This window comes from Streptomyces mutabilis, from assembly GCF_014649815.1.
GTDB lineage: Bacteria > Actinomycetota > Actinomycetes > Streptomycetales > Streptomycetaceae > Streptomyces > Streptomyces mutabilis.
In genome coordinates this window covers 100942-121884 of the sequence record NZ_BMTT01000004.1, presented here as the reverse complement: position 1 = coordinate 121884, position 20943 = coordinate 100942, and the positions used below count along the sequence as shown (strand labels likewise).

Genomic DNA, 20943 nt, shown 5'->3' with positions numbered 1-20943 from the left:
GGCGAGTAAATTGTTCCGGCTCGGGACGCGCCGTCACACGTCGACCCGGCGGCCGTTCTCCAGCTCGGCGGCGCCGGCCCCCTCCGCCAGTACGTCCAGTGCGGCGAGGACCCGGCCGTGCAGGGTACCGAGCAGGTGGTCGCCCAGCTCCTCGCGGGGCACCAGGCGCCAGGACAGCAGCTCCTCCTCCTGCAACCGGATCGCCTTGAGGTCGTCCTCGCCGAGGACCCCGCCGTCGTACAGGTACGCCACGATCGGCGGCCGGCCAGCCCCGTGCGACCAGTCCACGGCGAGCAGCCGGCCGAGCCGGACGTCCAGCCCGATCTCCTCGGCGGTCTCGCGCCGCGCGCCCTGCCGGGGCGTCTCCCCGTCCTCCGATTCGATCGTCCCGCCGGGCAGTGTCCAGCCCTCGCGGTAGTTGGGCTCGACGAGCAGCACCCGTCCCTCGGCGTCCCGGAAGACGGCGGCGGCACCGGCGAGGACACGGGGGAGTCCGGCGATGTAGGCGGCGTAGTCAGCAGTGGTCATTGCGAAAGCGTAACGAGGGCCGGCCCGCCCCGGGCGTGCCGTTCCACGGTGCGGGCAGGGGCATGACGGCGTGGGCGTCCTCCGGTTAAGGTCGCAGCGGCGCGACTGCCTTGACGTGCGCAAGGCTCGGAGAGCAAGGGGAGAGCAAGGTGGCTGACGCTGCAGTGGACGGGGCCCGCAGGGTGCTCGTCGCCGCGGACAAGTTCAAGGGGTCGCTGACGGCCGTCGAGGTCGCCGAGCGGGTGACCGCCGGACTGCGCCGTGTCGTGCCGGATCTCGCGGTGGAGGCGCTGCCCGTCGCCGACGGCGGTGACGGCACCGTGGCCGCGGCGGTCGCGGCCGGGTTCGAGCGCCGGGAGGTCCGGGTCGCAGGTCCCCTCGGCGACGAGGTGACGGCGGCGTTCGCGCTGCGCGACGGCACCGCGGTGGTGGAGATGGCCGAGGCCAGTGGCCTCCAGCGGCTCCCGGAGGGCGTCCTGGCGCCGCTGACGTCGTCCACGTACGGCTCCGGCGAGCTGCTGCGGGCCGCGTTGGACGCGGGGGCGCGGACGATCGTCTTCGGGGTCGGCGGCAGCGCCACCACCGACGGCGGTGCCGGGATGCTGTCCGCGCTGGGCGCGCGGTTCCTGGACGGGCACGGTGAGCCGGTCGCCCCGGGCGGTGGCGGCCTCGCCGACGTGGCCTCGGCGGACCTGTCGGGTCTGGACCCGCGGTTGACGGACGTCGAACTGGTGCTCGCGAGCGACGTCGACAATCCGCTGACCGGGCCGAAGGGCGCGCCCGCCGTGTACGGCCCGCAGAAGGGTGCCTCACCGCAGGACGTGGAGACCCTCGACGCGGCGCTCACGCACTTCGCGAAGGTGCTGGCGGGGACGGTGACCGTGGGCGCGCGGGCCGCCGAGTACGCGGCCTCGCCGGGGGCGGGTGCCGCGGGCGGCATCGGGTTCGGCGCCATGCTGCTGGGCGCGCGGTTCCGGCCCGGCATCGAGGTGATGCTGGACGTGCTCGGCTTCGCGCCGGCGCTGGAGCGGGCGGACCTCGTGATCACGGGGGAGGGCTCGTTGGACGAGCAGACGCTGCACGGCAAGGCACCGGCGGGCGTGGCGTCGGCGGCGCGGGCGGCGGGCAAGGAGGTCGTCGCGGTGTGCGGGCGGCTGGCGCTGGCGCCGGAGGTGCTGGGACGGGCCGGGATCCGGCGGGCGTATCCGCTGACGGACGTGGAGCCGGACGTGGCGAAGTGCATCGCCGATGCGGGGCCGATCCTGGAGCGGGTCGCGGAGCGCATCGGGCGGGACTTCCTGGCGTAGGCAGTCTCGCACCGCAGCCCCTTCCCGTACCCGACCCCGGGGGGCTCCGCCCCAGACCCCCGTACGGCCCTGAACGAGCCTCTTCCTCGAACGCCGGATGGGCTGGGCAGGCCGTCCGGGCCCTCGGAAGCCCACCGAGTGCACAGGCCGAGTTCGGGGGGCGGAGCCCCCGGCGAGGCCCGCATCGACGCCGGGAGGGCACGAACGAAAGGGCCCCGAACCCAACCCGGGTTCGGGGCCCCACCGAATAAGCACGGTCACGGAAGCTGCGCGGCCCGCGCTTCCCGCCGATTGTCACGGAAGTTGTTCACCCGGCGAGCCGTGGCGAACAGCGGAATCACCGCCCCCATCACCAGCTGCAGCGCACACCCCGTCTGCAGCAGCAGCTGCCCGCTCGGCGCGTCGAAGGCCCACGCGGCCAACAGCCCCATCGACAGGACGATCCACGACAGCATCGCCACCGCGAGGCGCCCCCGCGGCTTCGGGTACTCGACCCGGCTCACCATCAGCCAGGCGGTGCCGATGATCGCCAGCAGCGTCGCCACGAAGGGCAGCTCCAGCAGCACGATCGACACCACCGTCAGCGCCCCGAAGGGCGACGGCATGCCCTGGAAGGTGCCGTCCTTGACGGTGACGCAGGAGAACCGGGCAAGCCGCAGCACCACCGCCAACAGCACCACGATCGCCCCCACCGCCGCCACCCGCTGGTAGGCGTCGTCCGCGACCATGCCGTAGACGAGGACGAAGTACGCCGGGGCCAGGCCGAAGCTGATCAGGTCGGACAGGTTGTCCAGCTCCGCGCCCATGGGGGACGAGCGCAGCTTGCGGGCGACCAGACCGTCGAACAGGTCGAAGATCGCGGCGCACAGCATCAGGATGACCGCCGTGGCCGCGCTGTGGCGGGCCATGCCGGACTCTTCGCTGCCTGTGAGGTGCGGGATCAGGATGCCGGTGGTGGTGAAGTACACCGCCATGAAGCCGCACGTGGCGTTGCCGAGGGTGAGGGTGTCCGCTATCGACAGGCGGAGCGAGAGCGGCATCTCCTCCTCTTCGTCCACCTCGTCGGCCTCGGGCACCCACCCGGCCTGGGTCTGTGGATCAATCACGGTCAATTCGAGTCACCCCAGCCACCGTCTTCTGACCCACCTCGACATCCACATCGACGCCCTCGGGCAGGTACAGGTCGACGCGCGAGCCGAAGCGGATCAGGCCGACCCTCTCGCCCTGCTCGACCTTGGTGCCCTGCGGCACGTAGGGGACGATGCGGCGGGCCACCGCGCCGGCGATCTGGATCATCTCGATGTCGCCCAGCTCGGTGTCGAAGTGCCACACGACCCGCTCGTTGTTCTCGCTCTCCTTGTTGAAAGCGGGAACGAAGCCGCCGGGCACGTGCTCGACCGACGCGACGGTGCCGGACAGCGGCGCGCGGTTCACGTGGACGTTGAGCGGGCTCATGAAGATGGCGACGCGGGTGCGGCCGTCCTTCCACGGCATGATGCTCTGCACCACTCCGTCGGCGGGCGAGACGACCCGGCCCTGGGTGATCTCGCGCTCGGGGTCGCGGAAGAACCACAGCATCCCCGCCGCGAGCGCGGTGGCGGGGACGGCGACGGCCTTGGCCACGCCCGAGCGGCGGGCGCGGACCAGACTGACGGCTGCCGTGGCGACGGTCGGCAGAAGCCACGGCGATGCTCCGCGCGCGAGGCGTACGCCGGCCAGGCTGTCGCGAGATGCAGAGGTTTGGCTGTGGGGCATGGATGACCTTCGTAGCGGATGATGCCGCGCTATGACGGGGGACGGCGGCTTTTCGGCGATCGTAGCGGCTTCCTGCCGCAACTGGGTAAGCCAGGAAGCCGAGTCGGCGGCCGAACAATGCCTACGGGGCGTGACCTTGTTCTCCAAGAAAACACCCCGTATCCGGACATCTAACCCTGGAATCGATACTCTTCGAGCAGTCGGCGGCCGATGATCATTTTCTGGATCTCGGCGGTGCCTTCGCCGATCAGGAGCATCGGAGCCTCGCGGTAGAGGCGCTCGATCTCGTACTCCTTGGAGAAGCCGTACCCGCCGTGGATCCGGAAGGCGTCCTCCACGACCTCTTTGCAGTACTCGGAAGCGAGGTACTTGGCCATCCCCGCTTCCAGGTCGTTTCGTTCGCCCGAGTCCTTTTTGCGTGCAGCGTTCACCATCATCGCATGCGCCGCCTCTACCTTGGTAGCCATCTCCGCGAGCTTGAACTGAATGGCCTGGTGCTGGGCGATCTGCTTGCCGAAAGTGCGACGCTGCTGGGCGTACTGGACACCGAGCTCGAAGGCACGCTGAGCGACGCCGCAGCCACGCGCCGCCACATTGACGCGTCCCACTTCGACGCCGTCCATCATTTGGTAAAAACCTCGGCCGGTGACGCCGCCGAGCACCCGGTCGGCCGGAACGCGCAGGCCGTCCATGACGAGCTCGGTCGTGTCGACGCCCTTGTAACCCATCTTGTCGATCTTGCCCGGGATGGTCAGGCCGGGGCGGACCTCGCCGAAGCCGGGCTCCTTCTCCACGAGGAAGGTCGTCATCGACTTGTGCGGGGCCGTGCCCTCGGGGTGACCCTCGTCACTCTTCACCAGAACGGCCACCAGGGACGAGGTGCCGCCGTTCGTCAGCCACATCTTCTGGCCGTTCAGGACATACTCCTCGCCGTCCTTCACCGCCTTCGAGGAGATCGCCGACACGTCCGAGCCGAGCGCGGGCTCGGACATCGAGAAGGCGCCCCGGATGTCCCCGGCGGCCATACGGGGGAGGAAGTGGTCCTTCTGCTCCTGCGTGCCGTGCTGCTTGAGCATGTACGCCACGATGAAGTGCGTGTTGATGATGCCGGACACCGACATCCAGCCCCGGGCGATCTCCTCCACGCACAGCGCGTAGGTGAGGAGCGACTCGCCCAGGCCCCCGTACTCCTCCGGGATCATCAGGCCGAACAGGCCGAGCTCCTTCAGCCCGTCGACGATGTCCTGCGGGTACTCGTCCCGGTGCTCCAGCTCGGTGGCGACCGGGATGATCTCCTTGTCCACGAAGTCGCGGACGGTGGAGAGGATCTCCCGCTGGACGTCCGTGAGGCCGTGGGTCTGGGCGAGGCGGCTCATCTACTTCCCCTGTTCCTTCAGCTCGGGCCGGCCGGGCTGCTCGCCGCCGCGCTCCTTGATGTACGTCTCGGTGGGCACCATCACCTTGCGGCGGAAGACGCAGACCAGCGTGCCGTCCTGCTTGTAGCCCCTGGTCTCGACGTGGACGATGCCGCGGTCGTTCTTCGACTTCGACGGCCACTTGTCGAGCACGGTCGTCTGGCCGTAGACCGTGTCGCCGTGGAAGGTCGGTGCCACGTGCTTGAGCGACTCGATCTCCAGGTTGGCGATCGCCTTGCCGGAGATGTCCGGGACCGACATGCCGAGCAGGAGCGAGTAGACGTAGTTGCCGACCACCACGTTCTTGCCGAAGTCCGTCGTCTTCTCGGCGTAGTTCGTGTCCATGTGGAGCGGGTGGTGGTTCATGGTCAGGAGACAGAAGAGGTGGTCGTCGTACTCGGTGACCGTCTTCCCGGGCCAGTGCTTGTACGTCGCCCCGACCTCGAACTCCTCGTAGGTGCGTCCGAACTGCATCGCCCTCAGCCCTCCGGGATCTCGAACTCGCTGGTGCGCCGCATGCCGGCCGCACGTCCCTTGCCGGAGATCACCAGCGCCATCTTGCGGCTGGCCTCGTCGATCATCTCGTCGCCGAGCATCGCGGAGCCCTTCTTGCCGCCCGCCTCGGACGTGTAGTAGTCGTACGCGTCCAGGATCAGCTCGGCGTGGTCGTAGTCCTCCTGGGAGGGCGAGAAGATCTCGTTGGACGCCTCGACCTGGCCCGGGTGCAGCACCCACTTGCCGTCGAAACCGAGGGCGGCGGCGCGCTGGGCGACCTCGCGGTAGCCCTCCACGTTGCGGATCTGGAGGTAGGGGCCGTCGATCGCCTGGAGGTTGTTGGCGCGGGCGGCCATCAGGATCTTCATCAGGATGTAGTGGTAGGCGTCCGCCGGGTAGCCGGGCGGCTGCTCGCCCACGACCAGCGACTTCATGTTGATGGACGCCATGAAGTCGGCCGGGCCGAAGATGATGGTCTCCACGCGCGGGGAGGCCTGCGCGATCTCGTTGACGTTGTTCAGGCCCTGCGCGTTCTCGATCTGCGCCTCGATGCCGATGCGGCCGACCTCGAAGCCCATCGTCTTCTCGATCTGGGTGAGCAGGAGGTCGAGGGCCACGATCTGCCGGGCGTCCTGGACCTTCGGCAGCATGATGCAGTCGAGGTTCTGGCCGGCGCCCTCGACGACCGTCACGACGTCGCGGTACGTCCACTCGGTGGTCCAGTCGTTGATGCGCACGACGCGGGTCTTGCCGGTCCAGTCGCCCTCGTTGAGGAACTTCACGATGGTGTGCCGGGCCTCCGGCTTGGCGAGCGGCGCGCAGGCGTCCTCCAGGTCCAGGAAGACCTGATCGGCCGGGAGGCCCTGGGCCTTCTCCAGGAAGCGCGGGTTGCTTCCCGGGACCGCCAGGCAGGAGCGGCGGGGGCGAAGCCGGTTGACGGTCGTCATGCGGGGACCTCCAGGGGGTCGAGCTTGTTCGCGTTCCGGATCTCGTCGACGATCCGGCCGATGATGCCGGTGATGTCGAAATCCTTCGGGGTGAAGACCGCGGCCACTCCCGCGGCCCGCAGTTCTTCGGCGTCACCGTTCGGGATGATGCCACCGGCGATCACCGGTATATCTGTGGCACCGGCCACACGGAGCCGTTCCAGCACGTCCGGGACGAGCCGGGCGTGCGAGCCGGAGAGGATGGACAGGCCCACCGCGTGCACGTCCTCGGCGAGGGCGGCGTCCACGATCTGCTCCGGGGTGAGCCGGATGCCCTGGTAGACCACCTCGAACCCGGCGTCGCGGGCCCTGACGGCGATCTGCTCGGCGCCGTTGGAGTGACCGTCCAGGCCGGGCTTGCCCACCAGGAAGCGCAGCTTGCCGACACCGAGGTCCTTCGCCGTCAGGTCCACCTTGCGGCGCACCTCGGACAGGGCCGAGCCCTCCTCCGCGGCGACCGCGACCGGAGCCGACGACACACCCGTGGGCGCCCGGAACTCGCCGAACACCTCGCGCAGTGCCCCGGCCCACTCGCCGGTCGTGACACCGGCGCGGGCGCACTCCAGGGTGGCCTCCATGAGGTTGTCGGTGCCCTTGGCGGCCTCCTTCAGCTTCTCCAGCGCCTTGCAGGGGCGCGGGTGGTTGAAGGGCGGCTGGTACCGCGTGTCCCGCCAGTTCTGCAGCGAGGCGATGACACGGGCCCCCACCGCCGGGTCCACCGTCTGGATGGCGGTGTCCAGGTCGGCGGTCAGCGGGTTGGGCTCGGTGCCCTCGAAGGCGTTGACACCGATGATCTTCTCCTCGCCGGACTCGATCCGGGCCCGGCGCTCGGCGTGCGAGGCGACCAGTTGCGACTTCAGGTAGCCGGACTCGACGGCGGCCATCGCGCCGCCCATCTCCTGGATGCGTTCGATCTCCGCGAACGCCTCCTCGACCAGCTCGGCCACCTTCGCCTCGACCACCTTCGAGCCCTCGAAGAGGTCGCCGTACTCCAGCAGGTCGCTCTCGTACGCCAGCACCTGCTGGATGCGCAGCGACCACTGCTGGTCCCAGGGCCGGGGCAGGCCCAGCGCCTCGTTCCAGGCCGGCAGCTGCACGGCACGCGCGCGGGCGTCCTTGGAGAGGGTGACCGCCAGCATCTCCAGGACGATCCGCTGGACGTTGTTCTCCGGCTGCGCCTCGGTCAGGCCGAGGGAGTTGACCTGGACGCCGTAGCGGAAGCGGCGGTGCTTCGGGTTCTCGATGCCGTAGCGCTCGCGGGTGATGCGGTCCCAGATCCGCCCGAAGGCCCGCATCTTGCACATCTCCTCGACGAAGCGGACGCCCGCGTTGACGAAGAAGGAAATGCGGCCGACCACGTCGCCCATGCGCTCCCGGGGCACCTGCCCGCTGTCGCGCACGGCGTCGAGCACGGCGATCGCGGTGGACATCGCGTACGCGATCTCCTGCACCGGCGTGGCGCCCGCCTCCTGCAGGTGGTAGCTGCAGATGTTGATCGGGTTCCACTTGGGGAGGTGGAAGACCGTGTACGCGATCATGTCCGTCGTCAGGCGGAGCGAGGGCCCCGGCGGGAAGACGTGCGTCCCCCGGGACAGGTACTCCTTGACGATGTCGTTCTGGGTCGTGCCGCTGAGCTCGGTGATGTCCGCGCCCTGCTCCTCGGCGACGACCTGGTAGAGCGCCAGCAGCCACATGGCCGTGGCGTTGATGGTCATCGAGGTGTTCATCTGCTCCAGGGGGATGCCCTGGAACAGCCGGCGCATGTCACCGAGGTGCGCGACCGGCACGCCGACCCGGCCCACCTCGCCGCGGGCGAGGACGTGGTCGGAGTCGTAGCCGGTCTGGGTCGGCAGGTCGAAGGCGACCGACAGGCCCGTCTGGCCCTTGGCGAGGTTGCGCCGGTACAGCTCGTTGGACGCCTCGGCAGTGGAGTGACCGGCGTAGGTGCGCATGAGCCACGGCCGGTCCTTCTGACGCTCAGTCATGTGTGGCCTCCGCCGTCCTCAGATGTTCCGGAAGCGGTTGATGGCGTCGAGGTGCTTGGCGCGCTTCTCGTGGTCGCGCACGCCCAGGCCCTCCTCGGGGGCCATGCAGAGCACGCCGACCTTGCCCTGGTGGGCGTTGCGGTGGACGTCGTGGGCGGCCTGGCCGGTGTCCTCCAGGGAGTACACCTTGGAGAGGGTCGGGTGGATCTTGCCCTTGGCGATGAGGCGGTTGGCCTCCCAGGCCTCGCGGTAGTTGGCGAAGTGGGAGCCGATGATGCGCTTCAGGGACATCCACAGGTAGCGGTTGTCGTACTCGTGCATGTAGCCCGAGGTCGAGGCGCAGGTGGTGATGGTGCCGCCTTTGCGGGTGACGAAGACGGAGGCGCCGAAGGTCTCGCGGCCGGGGTGCTCGAAGACGATGTCGATGTCCTCGCCGCCGGTGAGTTCGCGGATGCGCTTGCCGAAGCGCTTCCACTCCTTGGGGTCCTGGGTCTGCTCGTCCTTCCAGAACCTGTAGCCCTCGGCGCTGCGGTCGATGATCGCCTCGGCGCCCATGGAGCGGCAGATGTCCGCCTTCTGCTCGCTGGAGACGACGCAGATCGGGTTGGCTCCGCCGGCCAGCGCGAACTGCGTGGCGTAGGAGCCGAGGCCGCCGCTCGCGCCCCAGATGAGGACGTTGTCGCCCTGCTTCATGCCGGCGCCGTTGCGGGAGACCAGCTGGCGGTAGGCGGTGGAGTTGACCAGGCCCGGGGCGGCGGCCTCCTCCCAGCTGAGGTGGTCCGGCTTGGGCATCAGCTGGTTGGACTTGACGAGGGCGATCTCGGCGAGGCCGCCGAAGTTGGTCTCGAACCCCCAGATGCGCTGCTCCGGGTCGAGCATCGTGTCGTTGTGGCCGTCCGACGACTCCAGCTCGACGGAGAGGCAGTGCGCGACGACCTCGTCGCCCGGCTGCCAGGCGTTGACTCCCGGACCGGTGCGCAGGACGACGCCCGCGAGGTCGGAGCCGATGATGTGGTACGGCAGGTCGTGGCGCTTGGCCAGCTCGTTGGTGCGGCCGTAGCGCTCCAGGAACCCGAACGTGGACAGCGGCTCGAAGATCGAGGTCCACACCGAGTTGTAGTTGACCGAGGAGGCCATGACGGCCACCAGGGCCTCGCCCGGGCCCAGTTCGGGCACCGGCACCTCGTCGAGGTGGATCGACTTGCGCGGATCCTTGTCGCGGGTCTCCAGGCCCGCGAACATCTCCGTCTCGTCCTTGTGCACGGTGATCGCGCGGTACGACTCGGGGATCGGCAGGGCGGCGATGTCGGCCGGCGTGGATTCGGGCGACTGGATCGCGTCCAGGATGTCCTTCACGGTCACGGTGTTGCCTCCGGCGATGAGCGCCCTGAGGGAGGGGCGCCGATGGGTACGTCGGTGCTGCTGAGGGTTGGTGTGAAAGTGCCTGTGACGCAGGCGTTCGGGCGCGCAGGGGATGGGTGCGGGGACAGCCCGGACACCTTCAACGTATGACACCGCGTGTCACCCCGCAAGGCACTGAGTGCCAGAAAATCCACTCAGATGAAATCTTTACGCTTCAGATGAGCGATGATCGATCGAATGAGGGTCTGCGAGGGGTGGGAAAGGGGCGTTGACGTGCAAAAACGGCCACCCGGTGGGTGGCCGTTGTCACAGCGTGGAACGAGCGGGAGCCCCGGTCAGCGCTCCTTGAGGGCCTGCTCGATGGTGCGCATGACCTCGTGCAGCGGCGCGTCGGTGCGCGCGACCGTCACCAGCACCTCGCCCTGCACGGAGGCGGACGACGTGGTCGGCCGCGCGGTGGAGGCCGTGGAGCGCCCGGCACCGATACCGGAGCCGAACGTCCGGCGCACGATCGCGAAGGCGTGGTCCAGCTGGGTCTCCACGTCCCCCTGGCCGCCCGCCCTGAGCCAGCGCCGCAGCACGTGGTTGTGGGCGGTGACCACGGCCGAGGCGGCGACCTCCGCCAGCAGCGGGTCGTCGTTGGCGTCGTCGTCGTGCGCGTGCTCGTCGAAGTGGCCGAGGAGGTAGCGGGTGAACAGGCGCTCGTAGCGGGCCACCGACGCGATCTCCGCCTCGCGCAGGGTGGGTACCTCGCGGGTCAGCTTGTAGCGGGCGACCGAGATCTCCGGCCGGGCCGCGTACATCTTCATGACCTCTTTGATGCCGCGGCACACCGTGTCGAGCGGGTGCTCGTGCGCGGGCGCCGCGTTGAGCACGGCCTCCGCGCGGACCAGGGTGTCGTCGTGGTCCGGGAAGATCGCCTCTTCCTTGGAGCGGAAGTGCCGGAAGAAGGTGCGGCGGGCGACCCCGGCCTGAGCCGCGATCTCGTCGACGGTGGTCGCCTCGTACCCCTTGGTCGCGAACAGCTCCATCGCCGCTGCCGCCAGCTCCCGGCGCATTTTGAGCCGCTGGGTGGCGGCTCGGCTGCCGGCCGCGCTCTCCGGCGCGTCGGGCGTGGCTGGTGTACGTGAGGACTTGGCGGGCTGGGACATGCCATGAACGTACTGCATGCTCCCGCAATCATGCGCGTGACCGGGGATTCCCCCGCCCGCGGCGGACAGGGGAGGCCTGGCCGGGGAGGGAGGGGGAAAGCCGGCCGGGTCGAGCAGTCCGCCCCAGTCCTCCTCGGTCCGGAACCAGTCGCCCACTCCCTCAGCGGCGGGCATACTCGCGGAAGCCGCGGCCCGTCTTGCGGCCGAGGCAGCCCGCGGCCACCAGGTGTTCCAGCAGCGGCGCCGGGGCCAGCCCCGGATCGCGGAACTCGCGGTGCAGCACCTTCTCGATGGCGAGCGAGACGTCCAGCCCCACCACGTCCAGCAGTTCGAAGGGACCCATGGGGTAGCCGCCGCCGAGCTTCATCGCCGCGTCGATGTCGTCGAGCGTCGCGTAGTGCTCCTGGACCATCTTCACGGCGTTGTTGAGGTACGGGAACAGCAGCGCGTTCACGATGAAGCCGGCCCGGTCGCCGCAGTCCACGGCGTGCTTCCTGACCTCGGCGCAGACCTCCCGGACGGTCGCGTGCACGTCGTCCGCCGTGAGCACCGTGCGGACCACCTCGACCAGCTTCATGGCCGGCGCCGGGTTGAAGAAGTGCATGCCGATCACGTCCTGCGGGCGCGAGGTCGCGCGGGCGCAGGCGACGACGGGCAGCGAGGAGGTGGTGGTGGCCAGCACCGCGCCGGGCTTGCACACCTTGTCCAGGGTCGCGAACAGCTGCCGCTTGACCTCCAGGTCCTCGGCGACCGCCTCCACGGCCAGGTCCACGTCGGCGAAGTCGTCGTAGCTGCCCGTGGGCGTGATCAGGTCCAGTGTCCGCGCGGCGGCCTCGGCGGTCAGCCGGCCCTTGTCGACGCTGCGGGCCAGCGACTTCCCGATCCGGGCCTTGGCCGTCCGCGCCTTCTCCGCGCTGCGGGCGGCGAGGACCACCTCGTACCCGGCCTTGGCGAACACCTCGGCGATGCCGGACGCCATGGTGCCCGACCCGGCGACGCCAACGGCGCGCACGGGACGGCCGGGAACCTCCGTGCCGCCCGCGCCCGGGGTCAGGGCGTCCGGCACCACGACCGCGCTGCCCGGCGCCTCGTAGGTGTAGAAGCCGCGCCCGGCCTTGCGGCCCGTCAGGCCCGCCTCGCTGAGCTGCCGCAGGATCGGTGCGGGAGCGTGCAGCCGGTCGTGGGAGGCGGCGTACATGGCCTCCAGCACCGTGCGCGCGGTGTCCACGCCGATCAGGTCCAGCAGGGCCAGCGGGCCCATCGGCAGCCCGCAGCCGAGCCGCATCGCGGCGTCGATGTCCTCGCGTGAGGCGTAGTTCGCCTCGTACATCGCCGCGGCCTGGTTCAGGTACCCGAACAGCAGCCCGTCGGCGACGAACCCGGGCCGGTCACCGACCGCGACGGGCTCCTTGCCGAGATCGAGGGCCAGGTTGGTGACGGTCGAGACGGCGCCCGGCGCGGTCAGCACGGAGGAGACGACCTCCACCAGCTTCATCGCCGGAGCCGGGTTGAAGAAGTGCAGGCCCAGCACCCGCTCCGGGCGGGCCGAGTCGGCTGCCAGCCGCGTCACGGACAGGGCGTTCGTGCCGGTCGCCAGGATCGTCTCGGGGCGCACGATCCCGTCCAGCTCCCGGAAGATCTGCTGCTTGATCTCGTACGACTCCGGCGCGACCTCGATCACCAGCTCGGCGTCGGCCGCCGCGCGCAGGTCGGTCGAGGTGCGGACGCGGGCGAGGGCGTCGGCGCGTTCCTGCGCGGTGAGGCGTCCGCGCTCGACGGCACGGGCGGTGGAGGACTCCAGCGCGGCGACGGCCGTCGCGGCCTGGGCCTCACTGACGTCGATGCCGACGACATCGCGGCCGGCCCGGGCGAGCACTTCGGCGATGCCGGTGCCCATCGTGCCGAGGCCGACGACGGCGATGGTCCGCAGCGGGGACAGAGGGGTGTCGGACAGGGGAGTGGCCATCGCGGGACTCCAGGATTAAGGGTGACGACGGGAACACGCCCGGATGCGCCGAGGGGCGCACCGGGTGCGTGTGGAAGGAGTGCGGGTGTTGCCGGGCTGTCTCGCGCACACGCCCGGTGCCGCGACGGGGGGCGTGCACCCGCCCGCCCGGCGGCGTTTGCCGACCGGCCCTGTCCCGAGGCCGAGTCGCACTGCGGTACCTGAACATCCGGTACCGAACCGACTGCTCTGCCCTCACACCGGCCGCGTCACCAGACCGTCGTGAGGAGCTCGCGAGTGGGTGACTCGCTCGTCTGAGATTAACTCGCCGGTAACGAGCGCGCCAGCCCTCGGTGTTCGTGATGCAGGTCCCACACGCCCTGTGACGCCCCTAACCTCGGTGTCATGGACGAAGAGTTGCGAACGCTCACGGAGCGTTTACGGGCGGAGGTGGCGGCATCGGGTGCGCCGGGTGCCCCGGAGACGTACGACCGTCTGACGGCGACCGGGGACCTGGACGAGCTGGCGGCGGTGCTCACCGAGCCGGGACAGCCGCTCTGGGCGCGGGAACTGGCCGCGTTCCGGCTGGGCGTGGCGGGGGACCGGCGGGCCTTCGAGTCCCTCGTGCTGCTCCTGAACCACCGCGACCCGCCGCGCTGCGCCTCCGCCGCCCACGCCCTCGCCCGTCTCGGCGACCCCCGCACCGCCCGCGCCGCCGCCGCCCTCGCCACCAACGAACTCCGGATCGCCTACGCCTTGCACCCGGTACGGCTGCTGGTCGAACTGCGGGCGCCCGAGGCGGTGCCCGCCCTCATCACCACGCTGGAGCGGCGGCTGCGCCCGCGCGACCCGTACCGGCGCGTGGCGCTCGCCTGCGTCGAGGGACTCGGCGCGCTCGGCGACGACCGGGCCGCACCCGTCCTGAACGACGCCCTGGCCCACCCGGCGCTGGCCCAGGCCGCGGTGCGGGCGCTGGCGCGGATTCCCGGGCAGCGGTGACCGTCGTCCGGCGGATGTCCATGGGCCGGACCGGCGGTGGATGTCCGTGGGCCGGCCCCCGGCGGCCCTGAGCCGTCAGCCGGTCAGGTCCCTGGCGTACCGCACCTCGGGCACCACGGCCCCCGCCACATCGAAGGGCTCCTCGGCGCCGTCCGCGCGGAAACCCGCCCGCTCGTAGAAGCGCCGGGCGCGGGCGTTGCCCTCGACCACCCACAGGAGCATGCGCCCCTGCCCGGCCTCCGCACACGCGCGCACCGACTCCTGGAGCAGCGCCCGCCCGATGCCGGTGCCGAAGCGTGCCCTGTCGACGTAGAGCGCGTACAACTCCGCGTCCTCGGTGAGCGATTCACCGTCCCGGTACGGACCGTGGCAGGCCCAGCCGACGACCTTGCCGTCGTCGTCCTCGGCGACGAGGTTCACCATGCCGGCCGGGGTCCGGGCGAATAGCGCGTGGCGCCGCTCGGCGTCCTCGGCGATGTCGAGGCCGTCGAGGTAGGACTGCGGCATCAGACCGCGGTAGGCGGTCCGCCAGCCCCGGACGCGGATGTCGGACACGTGCTCGCAGTCGTCGGCCGTCATCGGCCGCACCAGCGGCCCGCTCACGGGGACACGACCGCGAACGCCTCGATCTCCATCAGGAACTCCGGCCGGACCAGCGCGGCGACCTGCACGGCCGAGGCGGCGGGCAGGCGGTCGTCGGGTATGTGCTCGGCGCGTGCCGCTCGGATCGCGGACATGTGCGCCATGTCCGTGACGAAGAAGGTCAGTTTCACCACGTCGTCGAAGGTCGCACCGGCCGCAGCCAGGCACCGGCGCAGATTGGCGAAGACCTGGCGGGCCTGGACCTCCGCGTCGCCCTGGCCGACCGGCTTGCCGTCCTCGTCCAACGCGAGCTGGCCGGAGACGGCCACGAACCGCCCGGTGCCGAGGACGACATGGGTGTACTGGGCGGCGGGCGCGACGCCGTCGGGGGCGGGGATCCTGGTCAGCTCACTCATGCGTCCATGGTGAGCCATGGCACTGACAACACCCGGTCCTAACTCCGGAATCCGAGCAGCCCGTGCAGCGTCGATCCCCGCGAGGATGTCGACGCCGCCTTCCACTCCAGCGGCTTCGGGTCGGGCAGCGCTCCGCAGACCGCGTCCACCGCGCCGGTCCCGGCACCGCTGGGCACGGTGCCGTCGGCCAAGTAGGCGGCCAGATGCCGGTCCAGGCACGTGTTCCCGCTCAGCGTGATGCCGTGGTTCCCGCCACCCTCCTCGACGACCAGGCTCGAACCGCGCAGCAGGCGGTGCACCGTGACGCCGCCCTCGTACGGGGTGGCGGCGTCGTCGGTCGCCTGGAACAGCAGGGCCGGCGGCACCTCGTCGTTGGTGACGTCCACCGGCCGTCGCGACCCCGTGGGCCAGAACGCGCACGGCGCGTTGTACCAGGCGTTGTTCCACGCCATGAAGGGCGCCTTCCCGTGCACCGACCAGTTGGCGTCGCGCCACTCGTCCCAGTCGCGCGGCCAGCCGGCGTCGCGGCACAGCACCGAGGTGTAGACGCTGTAGCCGTTCTCCCCGACGGCGTCCACGGCAGCGAAGTCCTCGTACGCCTCGACCAGCGGGCCGGTGTCCGCGTCGTTCGCGTACGCGGCGAACGCCTCCGCCAGATACGGCCAGTAGCCGTTGTAGTAGCCGCCGGGGATGAAGGTGTCCTCGAGTTCGGAGGCACCCACTTTCCCGCCCGCCGGCTCCTTCGCCAGCGCCGTCCGCATGTCGTACCAGGCCGCCTCCACCCGCTCCGGGTCGGTGCCCAGCCCGTACGTCGCGTCGTGCGCCGCGACCCAGGCCAGGAAGGCGCGGTGGCGGTCGTCGAAGACGAGGTCCTGGTTGAGGTTGGCGTCGTGCCAGACGTCGGTCGGGTCGACGACGGAGTCCAGGACCAGGCGCCGCACCCGGTCCGGGTGCAACTTGGCGTAGACGGCACCCAGGTAGGTGCCGTACGAGTAGCCTAGGTAGTTCACCTTCCCGGCGCCGAGCGCCGCGCGGATGGCGTCCACGTCCCGCGCGGCGCTCACCGTGTCGATGTGCGGCAACACGTCCCCGTACTTCTCGCCGCACGCCTCGGCGAAGGACTTCGCGCGCGCCAGGTTGGCCTTCTCGACGGCCGGGGTGGCCGGCAGGGAGTCGGGCCGCACCGGGGCGAAGTGGCCCGGACGGCAGTTCAGGGCGGGCTCGCTCCTGCCCACGCCGCGCGGGTCGAAGCCGACGACGTCGTACTGGGCGACCACCTCCGCGGGCAGCGAGGACGCCACGAAGCCGGCGAGCGTCAGCCCGCTGCCGCCGGGCCCGCCGGGGTTGACCAGCAACGGCCCCTGGTACTTCCGGGCGGTGTGCGGGACGCGGGACAGCGCCAGCGTGATCCGCCTCCCTTCCGGACGGGCGTGGTCCAGCGGCACCGAGAGGGACGCGCACTGGAGCGTCGGGTACTCGGACGTGCCGCACTTCCTCCAGTCGAGTGCCGCGGCCCCCGGGGCCGCTCCGGGGAGCAGCGCGCTCGCCTCGGCGGGAACGGCCGTCGCGGCGGCGATCACGACGGCGCCGCACAGCGCGGCTGCGCGTTGTCTCATGGCGTTCATCGTCCCGGGGAGCGTGGCCGGACGAACGCGTTCTGTTCAAACTTGACCCAATTGGGCCGGTGGGTGCCCTCGAATGCTCTCAGGGCTCGGACAAGCCGCCTCACATGAGCGAAAGTTGCACTGGTTCAACCGGCTCACTCGGAGCAGGTTCCACCTGCGGCTCCGCGATCCGCCGCGGCATCCCCGCGCGCGTGGGTCCGACGCCGTACTCCTGAGCCAGTTCGTGCACCTGGCGCGTGATCCGGCGCTGGTACCACCGCGGGGCGTAGGCGCCCTCCGCGTAGAGCCGCTCGTAGCGGCGCACCAGATGCGGGTGGTGCCGGCCGAGCCAGGCCATGAACCACTCCCGCGCACCCGGCCGCAGATGCAGCACCAGAGGCGTCACCGAGGTGGCACCGGCGGCTGCGATCGCCCGTACCGCCGCGCGCAGTTGGGCGGGCTCGTCACCGAGGAACGGGATGACCGGCGCCATCAGCACTCCGCAGCCGATCCCGTGCTCCCCGAGGGTCCGTACGACCTCCAGGCGGCGCTCCGGCGCGGGGGTGCCCGGCTCGACTGTGCGCCACAGCTCGGGATCGGTGAAGCCGACCGAGACCGAGATCCCCACGTCCGTCACCCGCGCGGCGCGCGTCAGCGCCTCCAGGTCGCGCAGGATCAGCGTGCCCTTGGTGAGGATGGAGAAGGGGTTCGCCCGCTCGGTGAGCGCCTCGATGATCCCCGGCATCAACCGGTAGCGGCCCTCCGCACGCTGGTAGCAGTCGACGTTGGTGCCCATCGCGACGTGCTCCCCCTGCCAGCGTCGCGAGGCCAGCTGGCGCCGCAGCAGCTCCGGCGCGTTCACCTTGACGACGATCTGGGAGTCGAAGTCGAGGCCGGTGTCGAGGTCCAGGTAGCTGTGCGTCTTGCGGGCGAAGCAGTACACGCACGCGTGCGTGCAGCCCCGATAGGGGTTCACCGTCCACTCGAACGGCATGCGGGAGGCGCCCGGCACCCGGTTGAGGATCGAGCGGGCCCGCACCTCGTGGAAGGTGATGCCCCGGAACTCGGGCGTGTCGAAGGTGCGGGTGGTGACCGCGTCCGCGCCGAACAGTGCGGGGTCGGCGGCCCGGGCGTGGTCGGAGTCCGTGAGGTTCTCCCAGCGCATGGCGCCTCCTTGGTAGTGCTGCGAACGCCACAATAGAACAAACGTTCCCTTGATCGTGTGGACCGGTCGCGCCGCGGCCCCGGTGCCCGTCGCACGGGGCCGCTTCGTCCCGCCCCCGATTTGGTGGCGGAGCGGCGGGGTGGTTGGCTTGCCCCGACCCCGATAACCAGGCCCAGGAGGGACTTGATGGCGCAGGTCGAGGCGGAGACGGAGCGGATCGTCGCGGCGGACGCGGAGACGGTGTTCGACACCCTCGCCGACTACAGCGGCACCCGCGCGAAGCTGCTGCCCGAGCAGTTCAGCGAGTACGAGGTCCGCGAGGGCGGCGACGGCGAGGGCACCCTCGTGCACTGGAAGCTCCAGGCCACCAGCAAGCGCGTCCGCGACTGCCTGCTGGATGTCACCGAGCCGTCCGACGGCGAGCTCGTGGAGAAGGACCGCAACTCCTCCATGGTCACCACCTGGCGGGTCACGCCTGCGGGTGAGGGCAAGTCCCGGGTGGTCGTCCTCACCACCTGGCAGGGCGCCGGCGGCATCGGTGGCTTCTTCGAGAAGACCTTCGCGCCCAAGGGGCTCGCCCGTATCTACGACGCCATGCTCGCCAAGCTCGCGGCCGAGATCGAGAAGTAGCCGACCCGGAGGGCTCGACCGAAAACGGCCAAAGGGCAAACCCTGGACGGTCGTTGGCCGCCTCACCGGTTCGAGTGATCTCCGCCCGAAACCACCGCACTTCCGTAACTCGTCGCACTTGTTCGCAGTTGCCGCATCAGGCGGCATTTGTGAGCAGGTGTGACGAGGGGAGCGGAACATGGGCGGGATCACTCTGGTGCAGGACGAACCGGTCACCGCACCGCCGACGCCTCCCGAGCCCCCCGCACCCGACCCGGAGCCCGGCGCCGGGCTGAGCCCGCGCCGGGTGCGGCTGGTCTTCGTCGGACTGATGCTGGCGCTGCTGCTCGCCGCCCTCGAGCAGATGATCGTCGCAACCGCGCTGCCGAAGATCGTCGGCGAGCTGCACGGCCTGGACAAGATGTCCTGGGCGATCACCGCCTACCTGCTCACCTCCACCGTCGGCCTGCCGATCTACGGCAAGCTCGGCGACCTCTTCGGCCGCAAGGGCGTCTTCCAGTTCGCGATCCTGGTGTTCATCGTCGGCTCGGCGCTCGCCGGCCGGGCCCAGACCATGGACCAGTTGATCGCCTTCCGTGCGGTGCAGGGCGTCGGCGCGGGCGGCCTGATGATCGGCGTACAGGCGATCATCGCGGACATCGTGCCGCCCCGCGAGCGCGGCCGGTTCATGGGCCTGATCGGCGCCGCCTTCGGACTGGCCTCGGTCGCCGGCCCCCTGTTGGGCGGCTACTTCACCGACCACCTCTCCTGGCGCTGGTGCTTCTACATCAACGTCCCCTTCGGGCTGGTCACCATGGCCGTCGTGGCCGTGGTCCTGCAGCTGCCCAGGCCGACGGCCAAGCCCCGCCTCGACGTCCTCGGCGCGCTGCTGCTCGCCGCCGCGTCCACCTGCCTGGTGCTGCTGACCAGTTGGGGCGGTACCGAGTACGAGTGGGGCTCGAAGGTCGTCCTCGGTCTCACCGCCGGAGCGGTCGCCGCCACCGTCCTCTTCCTGATCGCCGAACACTTCGCGCCCGAACCCCTGATCCCGCTGCGCCTGTTCCGTGACTCCGTCTTCAACGTCACCGGTCTGGTGGGCCTCGTCATCGGCATCGCCCTGTTCGGCGCCGCCAGCTACCTGCCGACCTTCCTCCAGATGGTCGACGGCGCCACCGCCACCGAGTCCGGGCTGCTGATGCTGCCGATGATGGGCGGCATCGTCGGCGCCTCGATCATCTCCGGACAGCTCATCAGCCGCACCGGGCACTACCGGTCCCACCCGATCCTCGGCAGTGCCCTGTCCGTCGTCGGCATGTGGCTGCTGTCCCGGCTCGACGCCGACACGCCCCGGCTGCAGTACAGCATCTGGATGGCCGTCCTCGGCGCCGGCATCGGCATGGTGATGCCCGTGCTGGTCCTCGCCGTGCAGAACTCCGTACGCCCCGCCGACCTCGGCACCGCCACCAGCGCCAACAACTACTTCCGGCAGATCGGCGGCAGCGTCGGCGCGGCCGTCTTCGGCACCCTCTTCGCCGACCGTCTCACCGACGCCCTGGCCGACCGCGTGCCCGCCGAGGCGGGCGCCGGACTCCCCGACGCCGAGGCCATCACCCCACAGCTCGTCCACTCCCTGCCCCCGGCGCTGCGCGACGCCTACATCGGGGCCTACGCCGACGCCATGCCGCGGATCTTCCTCTACCTGGTGCCGGTGCTCGCCCTCGGCCTGCTCATCGCCTTCTTCCTCAAGGAGAAACCCCTGGTGTCCCACAACGCCCCCGTCACCGAGCAGCGAACCGGTCAGACCGTGCAGCCCGTCGCCCCCGTGCCGCAGGCCCGGTCGCCGTACGCCGCCGGCATCCCGGTCTGCGGCACGGTGCAGCACCCCGACGGCACCGTCGTGCCCCGCGCGGCGCTCACCCTCATCGACGTCGGCGGTCAGCAGATCGGCCGGGGAGCCAGCGGCGACGACGGACGGTACGCGCTGGCCACGCCCGGCCCGGGGTCGTACGTTCTGATCGCGGCGGCCGGCGGCCACCAGCCGCAGGCGGTCTCCGTGACCGTCGGCGAACGCCCCGTGGAACTCGACGTCGTCCTCGGCGGCGCCGGCCGCCTCGCCGGCAGCGTGCTCACCGCCGACGGCAGCCCCGTGCGCGACGCCATCGTCACCCTCACCAACGTCCACGGCGAGGTCGTCTCCACCACCCGCAGCGGCCGGGAAGGCGGTTACGTCATCACCGAGCTGGTGGCCGGCGAGTACACCCTCGCCGCCAGCGCCCCCGCCTTCCGCCCGGCCGCGCTGCCGGTCAGCGTCCAGGCCGCGCGGGAGACCCGCCAGGACGTCGAGCTGGCCGGCGGCGCCGTGCTGCGCGGCACCGTGCGCGCCAGTGCCGGACGGGTCGTCGAGGACGCGCGCGTGACGCTCCTCGACGCGGCCGGCAACGTGGTGGACACCCTGACCACCGGCCCGGACGGCACTTTCCGGTTCGTCGACCTGTCGTCCGGCGAGTACACCGTCATCGCAGCCGGCTACCCGCCCGTCGCCACCGTGCTCCAGGTGGCCGGCGGGGGCCGTACCGAACGCGACCTCCAGCTCGGGCACGAGGACTGAGACCGGACACCGGCGCGCGGACGCGCGCCGG

18 protein-coding genes are annotated in these 20943 nt (G+C 70.8%); 4 read left to right on the top strand and 14 right to left on the bottom strand.

Going from position 1 to position 20943, the window contains the following annotated elements; all coding sequences use genetic code 11:
* Positions 1-33: 33 nt before the first annotated feature.
* Positions 34-528, bottom strand: coding sequence for an NUDIX domain-containing protein (locus IE142_RS11320; RefSeq protein ID WP_191885615.1), 495 nt, complete (start codon positions 526-528; stop codon positions 34-36).
* 182 nt (positions 529-710) lie between these two features.
* Here IE142_RS11320 and IE142_RS11315 point away from each other — a divergent pair, with 182 nt between their 5' ends.
* The gene (locus tag IE142_RS11315; protein ID WP_191885860.1) at positions 711-1835 is read left to right on the top strand and encodes a glycerate kinase; all 1125 of its coding nucleotides are present in this window, start codon (positions 711-713) and stop codon (positions 1833-1835) included.
* Positions 1836-2092: 257 nt separating this feature from the next.
* On the opposite strand, the gene pssA is transcribed toward IE142_RS11315, so the two are convergent.
* The 9 genes from pssA to IE142_RS11270 all read right to left on the bottom strand — a co-directional run bounded on the left by pssA (position 2093) and on the right by IE142_RS11270 (position 12950).
* Positions 2093-2911 carry a CDP-diacylglycerol--serine O-phosphatidyltransferase gene (gene pssA, locus IE142_RS11310; protein ID WP_043377942.1) on the bottom strand — a complete coding sequence of 273 codons (819 nt, stop codon included), beginning with the start codon at positions 2909-2911 and terminating at the stop codon, positions 2093-2095.
* Positions 2912-2933: 22 nt separating this feature from the next.
* Entirely contained in the window at positions 2934-3590 is a 657-nt protein-coding gene (locus tag IE142_RS11305; RefSeq protein ID WP_191885614.1) for a phosphatidylserine decarboxylase, read from the bottom strand.
* A 170-nt stretch (positions 3591-3760) separates the two neighbouring features.
* Positions 3761-4966, bottom strand: coding sequence for an acyl-CoA dehydrogenase family protein (locus IE142_RS11300; RefSeq protein ID WP_191885613.1), 1206 nt, complete (start codon positions 4964-4966; stop codon positions 3761-3763).
* On the bottom strand, positions 4967-5479 hold the full coding sequence (locus IE142_RS11295) for a MaoC family dehydratase (RefSeq protein ID WP_191885612.1): 513 nt from the start codon (positions 5477-5479) through the stop codon (positions 4967-4969). It lies immediately after the preceding gene.
* Between the two features lie 5 nt (positions 5480-5484).
* Positions 5485-6447: an HpcH/HpaI aldolase/citrate lyase family protein gene (locus IE142_RS11290; protein WP_191885611.1), complete on the bottom strand. Its 963-nt coding sequence runs from the start codon at positions 6445-6447 to the stop codon at positions 5485-5487.
* Positions 6444-8471 (bottom strand): protein meaA, encoded by a 2028-nt coding sequence (locus tag IE142_RS11285; RefSeq protein ID WP_191885610.1) that lies wholly within the window; start codon positions 8469-8471, stop codon positions 6444-6446. Before IE142_RS11285 ends, IE142_RS11290 begins: the two co-directional genes overlap by 4 nt.
* 18 nt (positions 8472-8489) lie before the next feature.
* Positions 8490-9827, bottom strand: a complete 1338-nt coding sequence (gene ccrA / locus IE142_RS11280; RefSeq protein WP_031017991.1) for a crotonyl-CoA carboxylase/reductase — start codon at positions 9825-9827, stop codon at positions 8490-8492.
* Between the two features lie 341 nt (positions 9828-10168).
* Positions 10169-10984, bottom strand: coding sequence for a TetR family transcriptional regulator (locus IE142_RS11275; protein ID WP_229830355.1), 816 nt, complete (start codon positions 10982-10984; stop codon positions 10169-10171).
* A gap of 160 nt (positions 10985-11144) precedes the next feature.
* On the bottom strand, positions 11145-12950 hold the full coding sequence (locus tag IE142_RS11270; protein WP_191885608.1) for a 3-hydroxyacyl-CoA dehydrogenase family protein: 1806 nt from the start codon (positions 12948-12950) through the stop codon (positions 11145-11147).
* Between the two features lie 384 nt (positions 12951-13334).
* Between IE142_RS11270 and IE142_RS11265 the strand changes: the two genes are divergently transcribed.
* Positions 13335-13928, top strand: coding sequence for an adenylosuccinate lyase (locus IE142_RS11265; RefSeq protein ID WP_191885607.1), 594 nt, complete (start codon positions 13335-13337; stop codon positions 13926-13928).
* Between the two features lie 75 nt (positions 13929-14003).
* Here the strand turns inward: IE142_RS11265 and IE142_RS11260 are convergent, their stop codons facing one another.
* The 4 genes from IE142_RS11260 to IE142_RS11245 form a co-directional block, all read right to left on the bottom strand.
* Complete coding sequence (locus IE142_RS11260; protein ID WP_191885859.1) at positions 14004-14507, bottom strand: GNAT family N-acetyltransferase; 504 nt, start codon at positions 14505-14507, stop codon at positions 14004-14006.
* Between the two features lie 20 nt (positions 14508-14527).
* Positions 14528-14926 (bottom strand): RidA family protein, encoded by a 399-nt coding sequence (locus IE142_RS11255; RefSeq protein WP_191885606.1) that lies wholly within the window; start codon positions 14924-14926, stop codon positions 14528-14530.
* A gap of 38 nt (positions 14927-14964) precedes the next feature.
* Positions 14965-16542 carry an alpha/beta hydrolase gene (locus IE142_RS11250; protein WP_191885605.1) on the bottom strand — a complete coding sequence of 526 codons (1578 nt, stop codon included), beginning with the start codon at positions 16540-16542 and terminating at the stop codon, positions 14965-14967.
* 109 nt (positions 16543-16651) lie between these two features.
* Entirely contained in the window at positions 16652-17695 is a 1044-nt protein-coding gene (locus IE142_RS11245; protein WP_191885604.1) for an Rv2578c family radical SAM protein, read from the bottom strand.
* Positions 17696-17881: 186 nt separating this feature from the next.
* Here IE142_RS11245 and IE142_RS11240 point away from each other — a divergent pair, with 186 nt between their 5' ends.
* Both IE142_RS11240 and IE142_RS11235 read left to right on the top strand, forming a co-directional pair.
* Entirely contained in the window at positions 17882-18325 is a 444-nt protein-coding gene (locus IE142_RS11240; protein ID WP_191885603.1) for an SRPBCC family protein, read from the top strand.
* 178 nt (positions 18326-18503) lie between these two features.
* Entirely contained in the window at positions 18504-20912 is a 2409-nt protein-coding gene (locus IE142_RS11235; RefSeq protein ID WP_191885602.1) for an MFS transporter, read from the top strand.
* Positions 20913-20943: the final 31 nt, after the last annotated feature.

What these genes read in the sequence shown, in the direction of transcription:
- IE142_RS11320 (WP_191885615.1), bottom strand. Translation starts at nt 528, where the DNA reads ATGACCACTGCTGACTACGCCGCCTACATCGCCGGACTCCCCCGTGTC.
- IE142_RS11305 (WP_191885614.1), bottom strand. Translation starts at nt 3,590, where the DNA reads ATGCCCCACAGCCAAACCTCTGCATCTCGCGACAGCCTGGCCGGCGTA.
- IE142_RS11300 (WP_191885613.1), bottom strand. Translation starts at nt 4,966, where the DNA reads ATGAGCCGCCTCGCCCAGACCCACGGCCTCACGGACGTCCAGCGGGAG.
- IE142_RS11295 (WP_191885612.1), bottom strand. Translation starts at nt 5,479, where the DNA reads ATGCAGTTCGGACGCACCTACGAGGAGTTCGAGGTCGGGGCGACGTAC.
- IE142_RS11290 (WP_191885611.1), bottom strand. Translation starts at nt 6,447, where the DNA reads ATGACGACCGTCAACCGGCTTCGCCCCCGCCGCTCCTGCCTGGCGGTC.
- IE142_RS11285 (WP_191885610.1), bottom strand. Translation starts at nt 8,471, where the DNA reads ATGACTGAGCGTCAGAAGGACCGGCCGTGGCTCATGCGCACCTACGCC.
- IE142_RS11275 (WP_229830355.1), bottom strand. Translation starts at nt 10,984, where the DNA reads ATGTCCCAGCCCGCCAAGTCCTCACGTACACCAGCCACGCCCGACGCG.
- IE142_RS11270 (WP_191885608.1), bottom strand. Translation starts at nt 12,950, where the DNA reads ATGGCCACTCCCCTGTCCGACACCCCTCTGTCCCCGCTGCGGACCATC.
- IE142_RS11265 (WP_191885607.1), top strand. Translation starts at nt 13,335, where the DNA reads ATGGACGAAGAGTTGCGAACGCTCACGGAGCGTTTACGGGCGGAGGTG.
- IE142_RS11260 (WP_191885859.1), bottom strand. Translation starts at nt 14,507, where the DNA reads ATGACGGCCGACGACTGCGAGCACGTGTCCGACATCCGCGTCCGGGGC.
- IE142_RS11255 (WP_191885606.1), bottom strand. Translation starts at nt 14,926, where the DNA reads ATGAGTGAGCTGACCAGGATCCCCGCCCCCGACGGCGTCGCGCCCGCC.
- IE142_RS11250 (WP_191885605.1), bottom strand. Translation starts at nt 16,542, where the DNA reads ATGAGACAACGCGCAGCCGCGCTGTGCGGCGCCGTCGTGATCGCCGCC.
- IE142_RS11245 (WP_191885604.1), bottom strand. Translation starts at nt 17,695, where the DNA reads ATGCGCTGGGAGAACCTCACGGACTCCGACCACGCCCGGGCCGCCGAC.
- IE142_RS11240 (WP_191885603.1), top strand. Translation starts at nt 17,882, where the DNA reads ATGGCGCAGGTCGAGGCGGAGACGGAGCGGATCGTCGCGGCGGACGCG.
- IE142_RS11235 (WP_191885602.1), top strand. Translation starts at nt 18,504, where the DNA reads ATGGGCGGGATCACTCTGGTGCAGGACGAACCGGTCACCGCACCGCCG.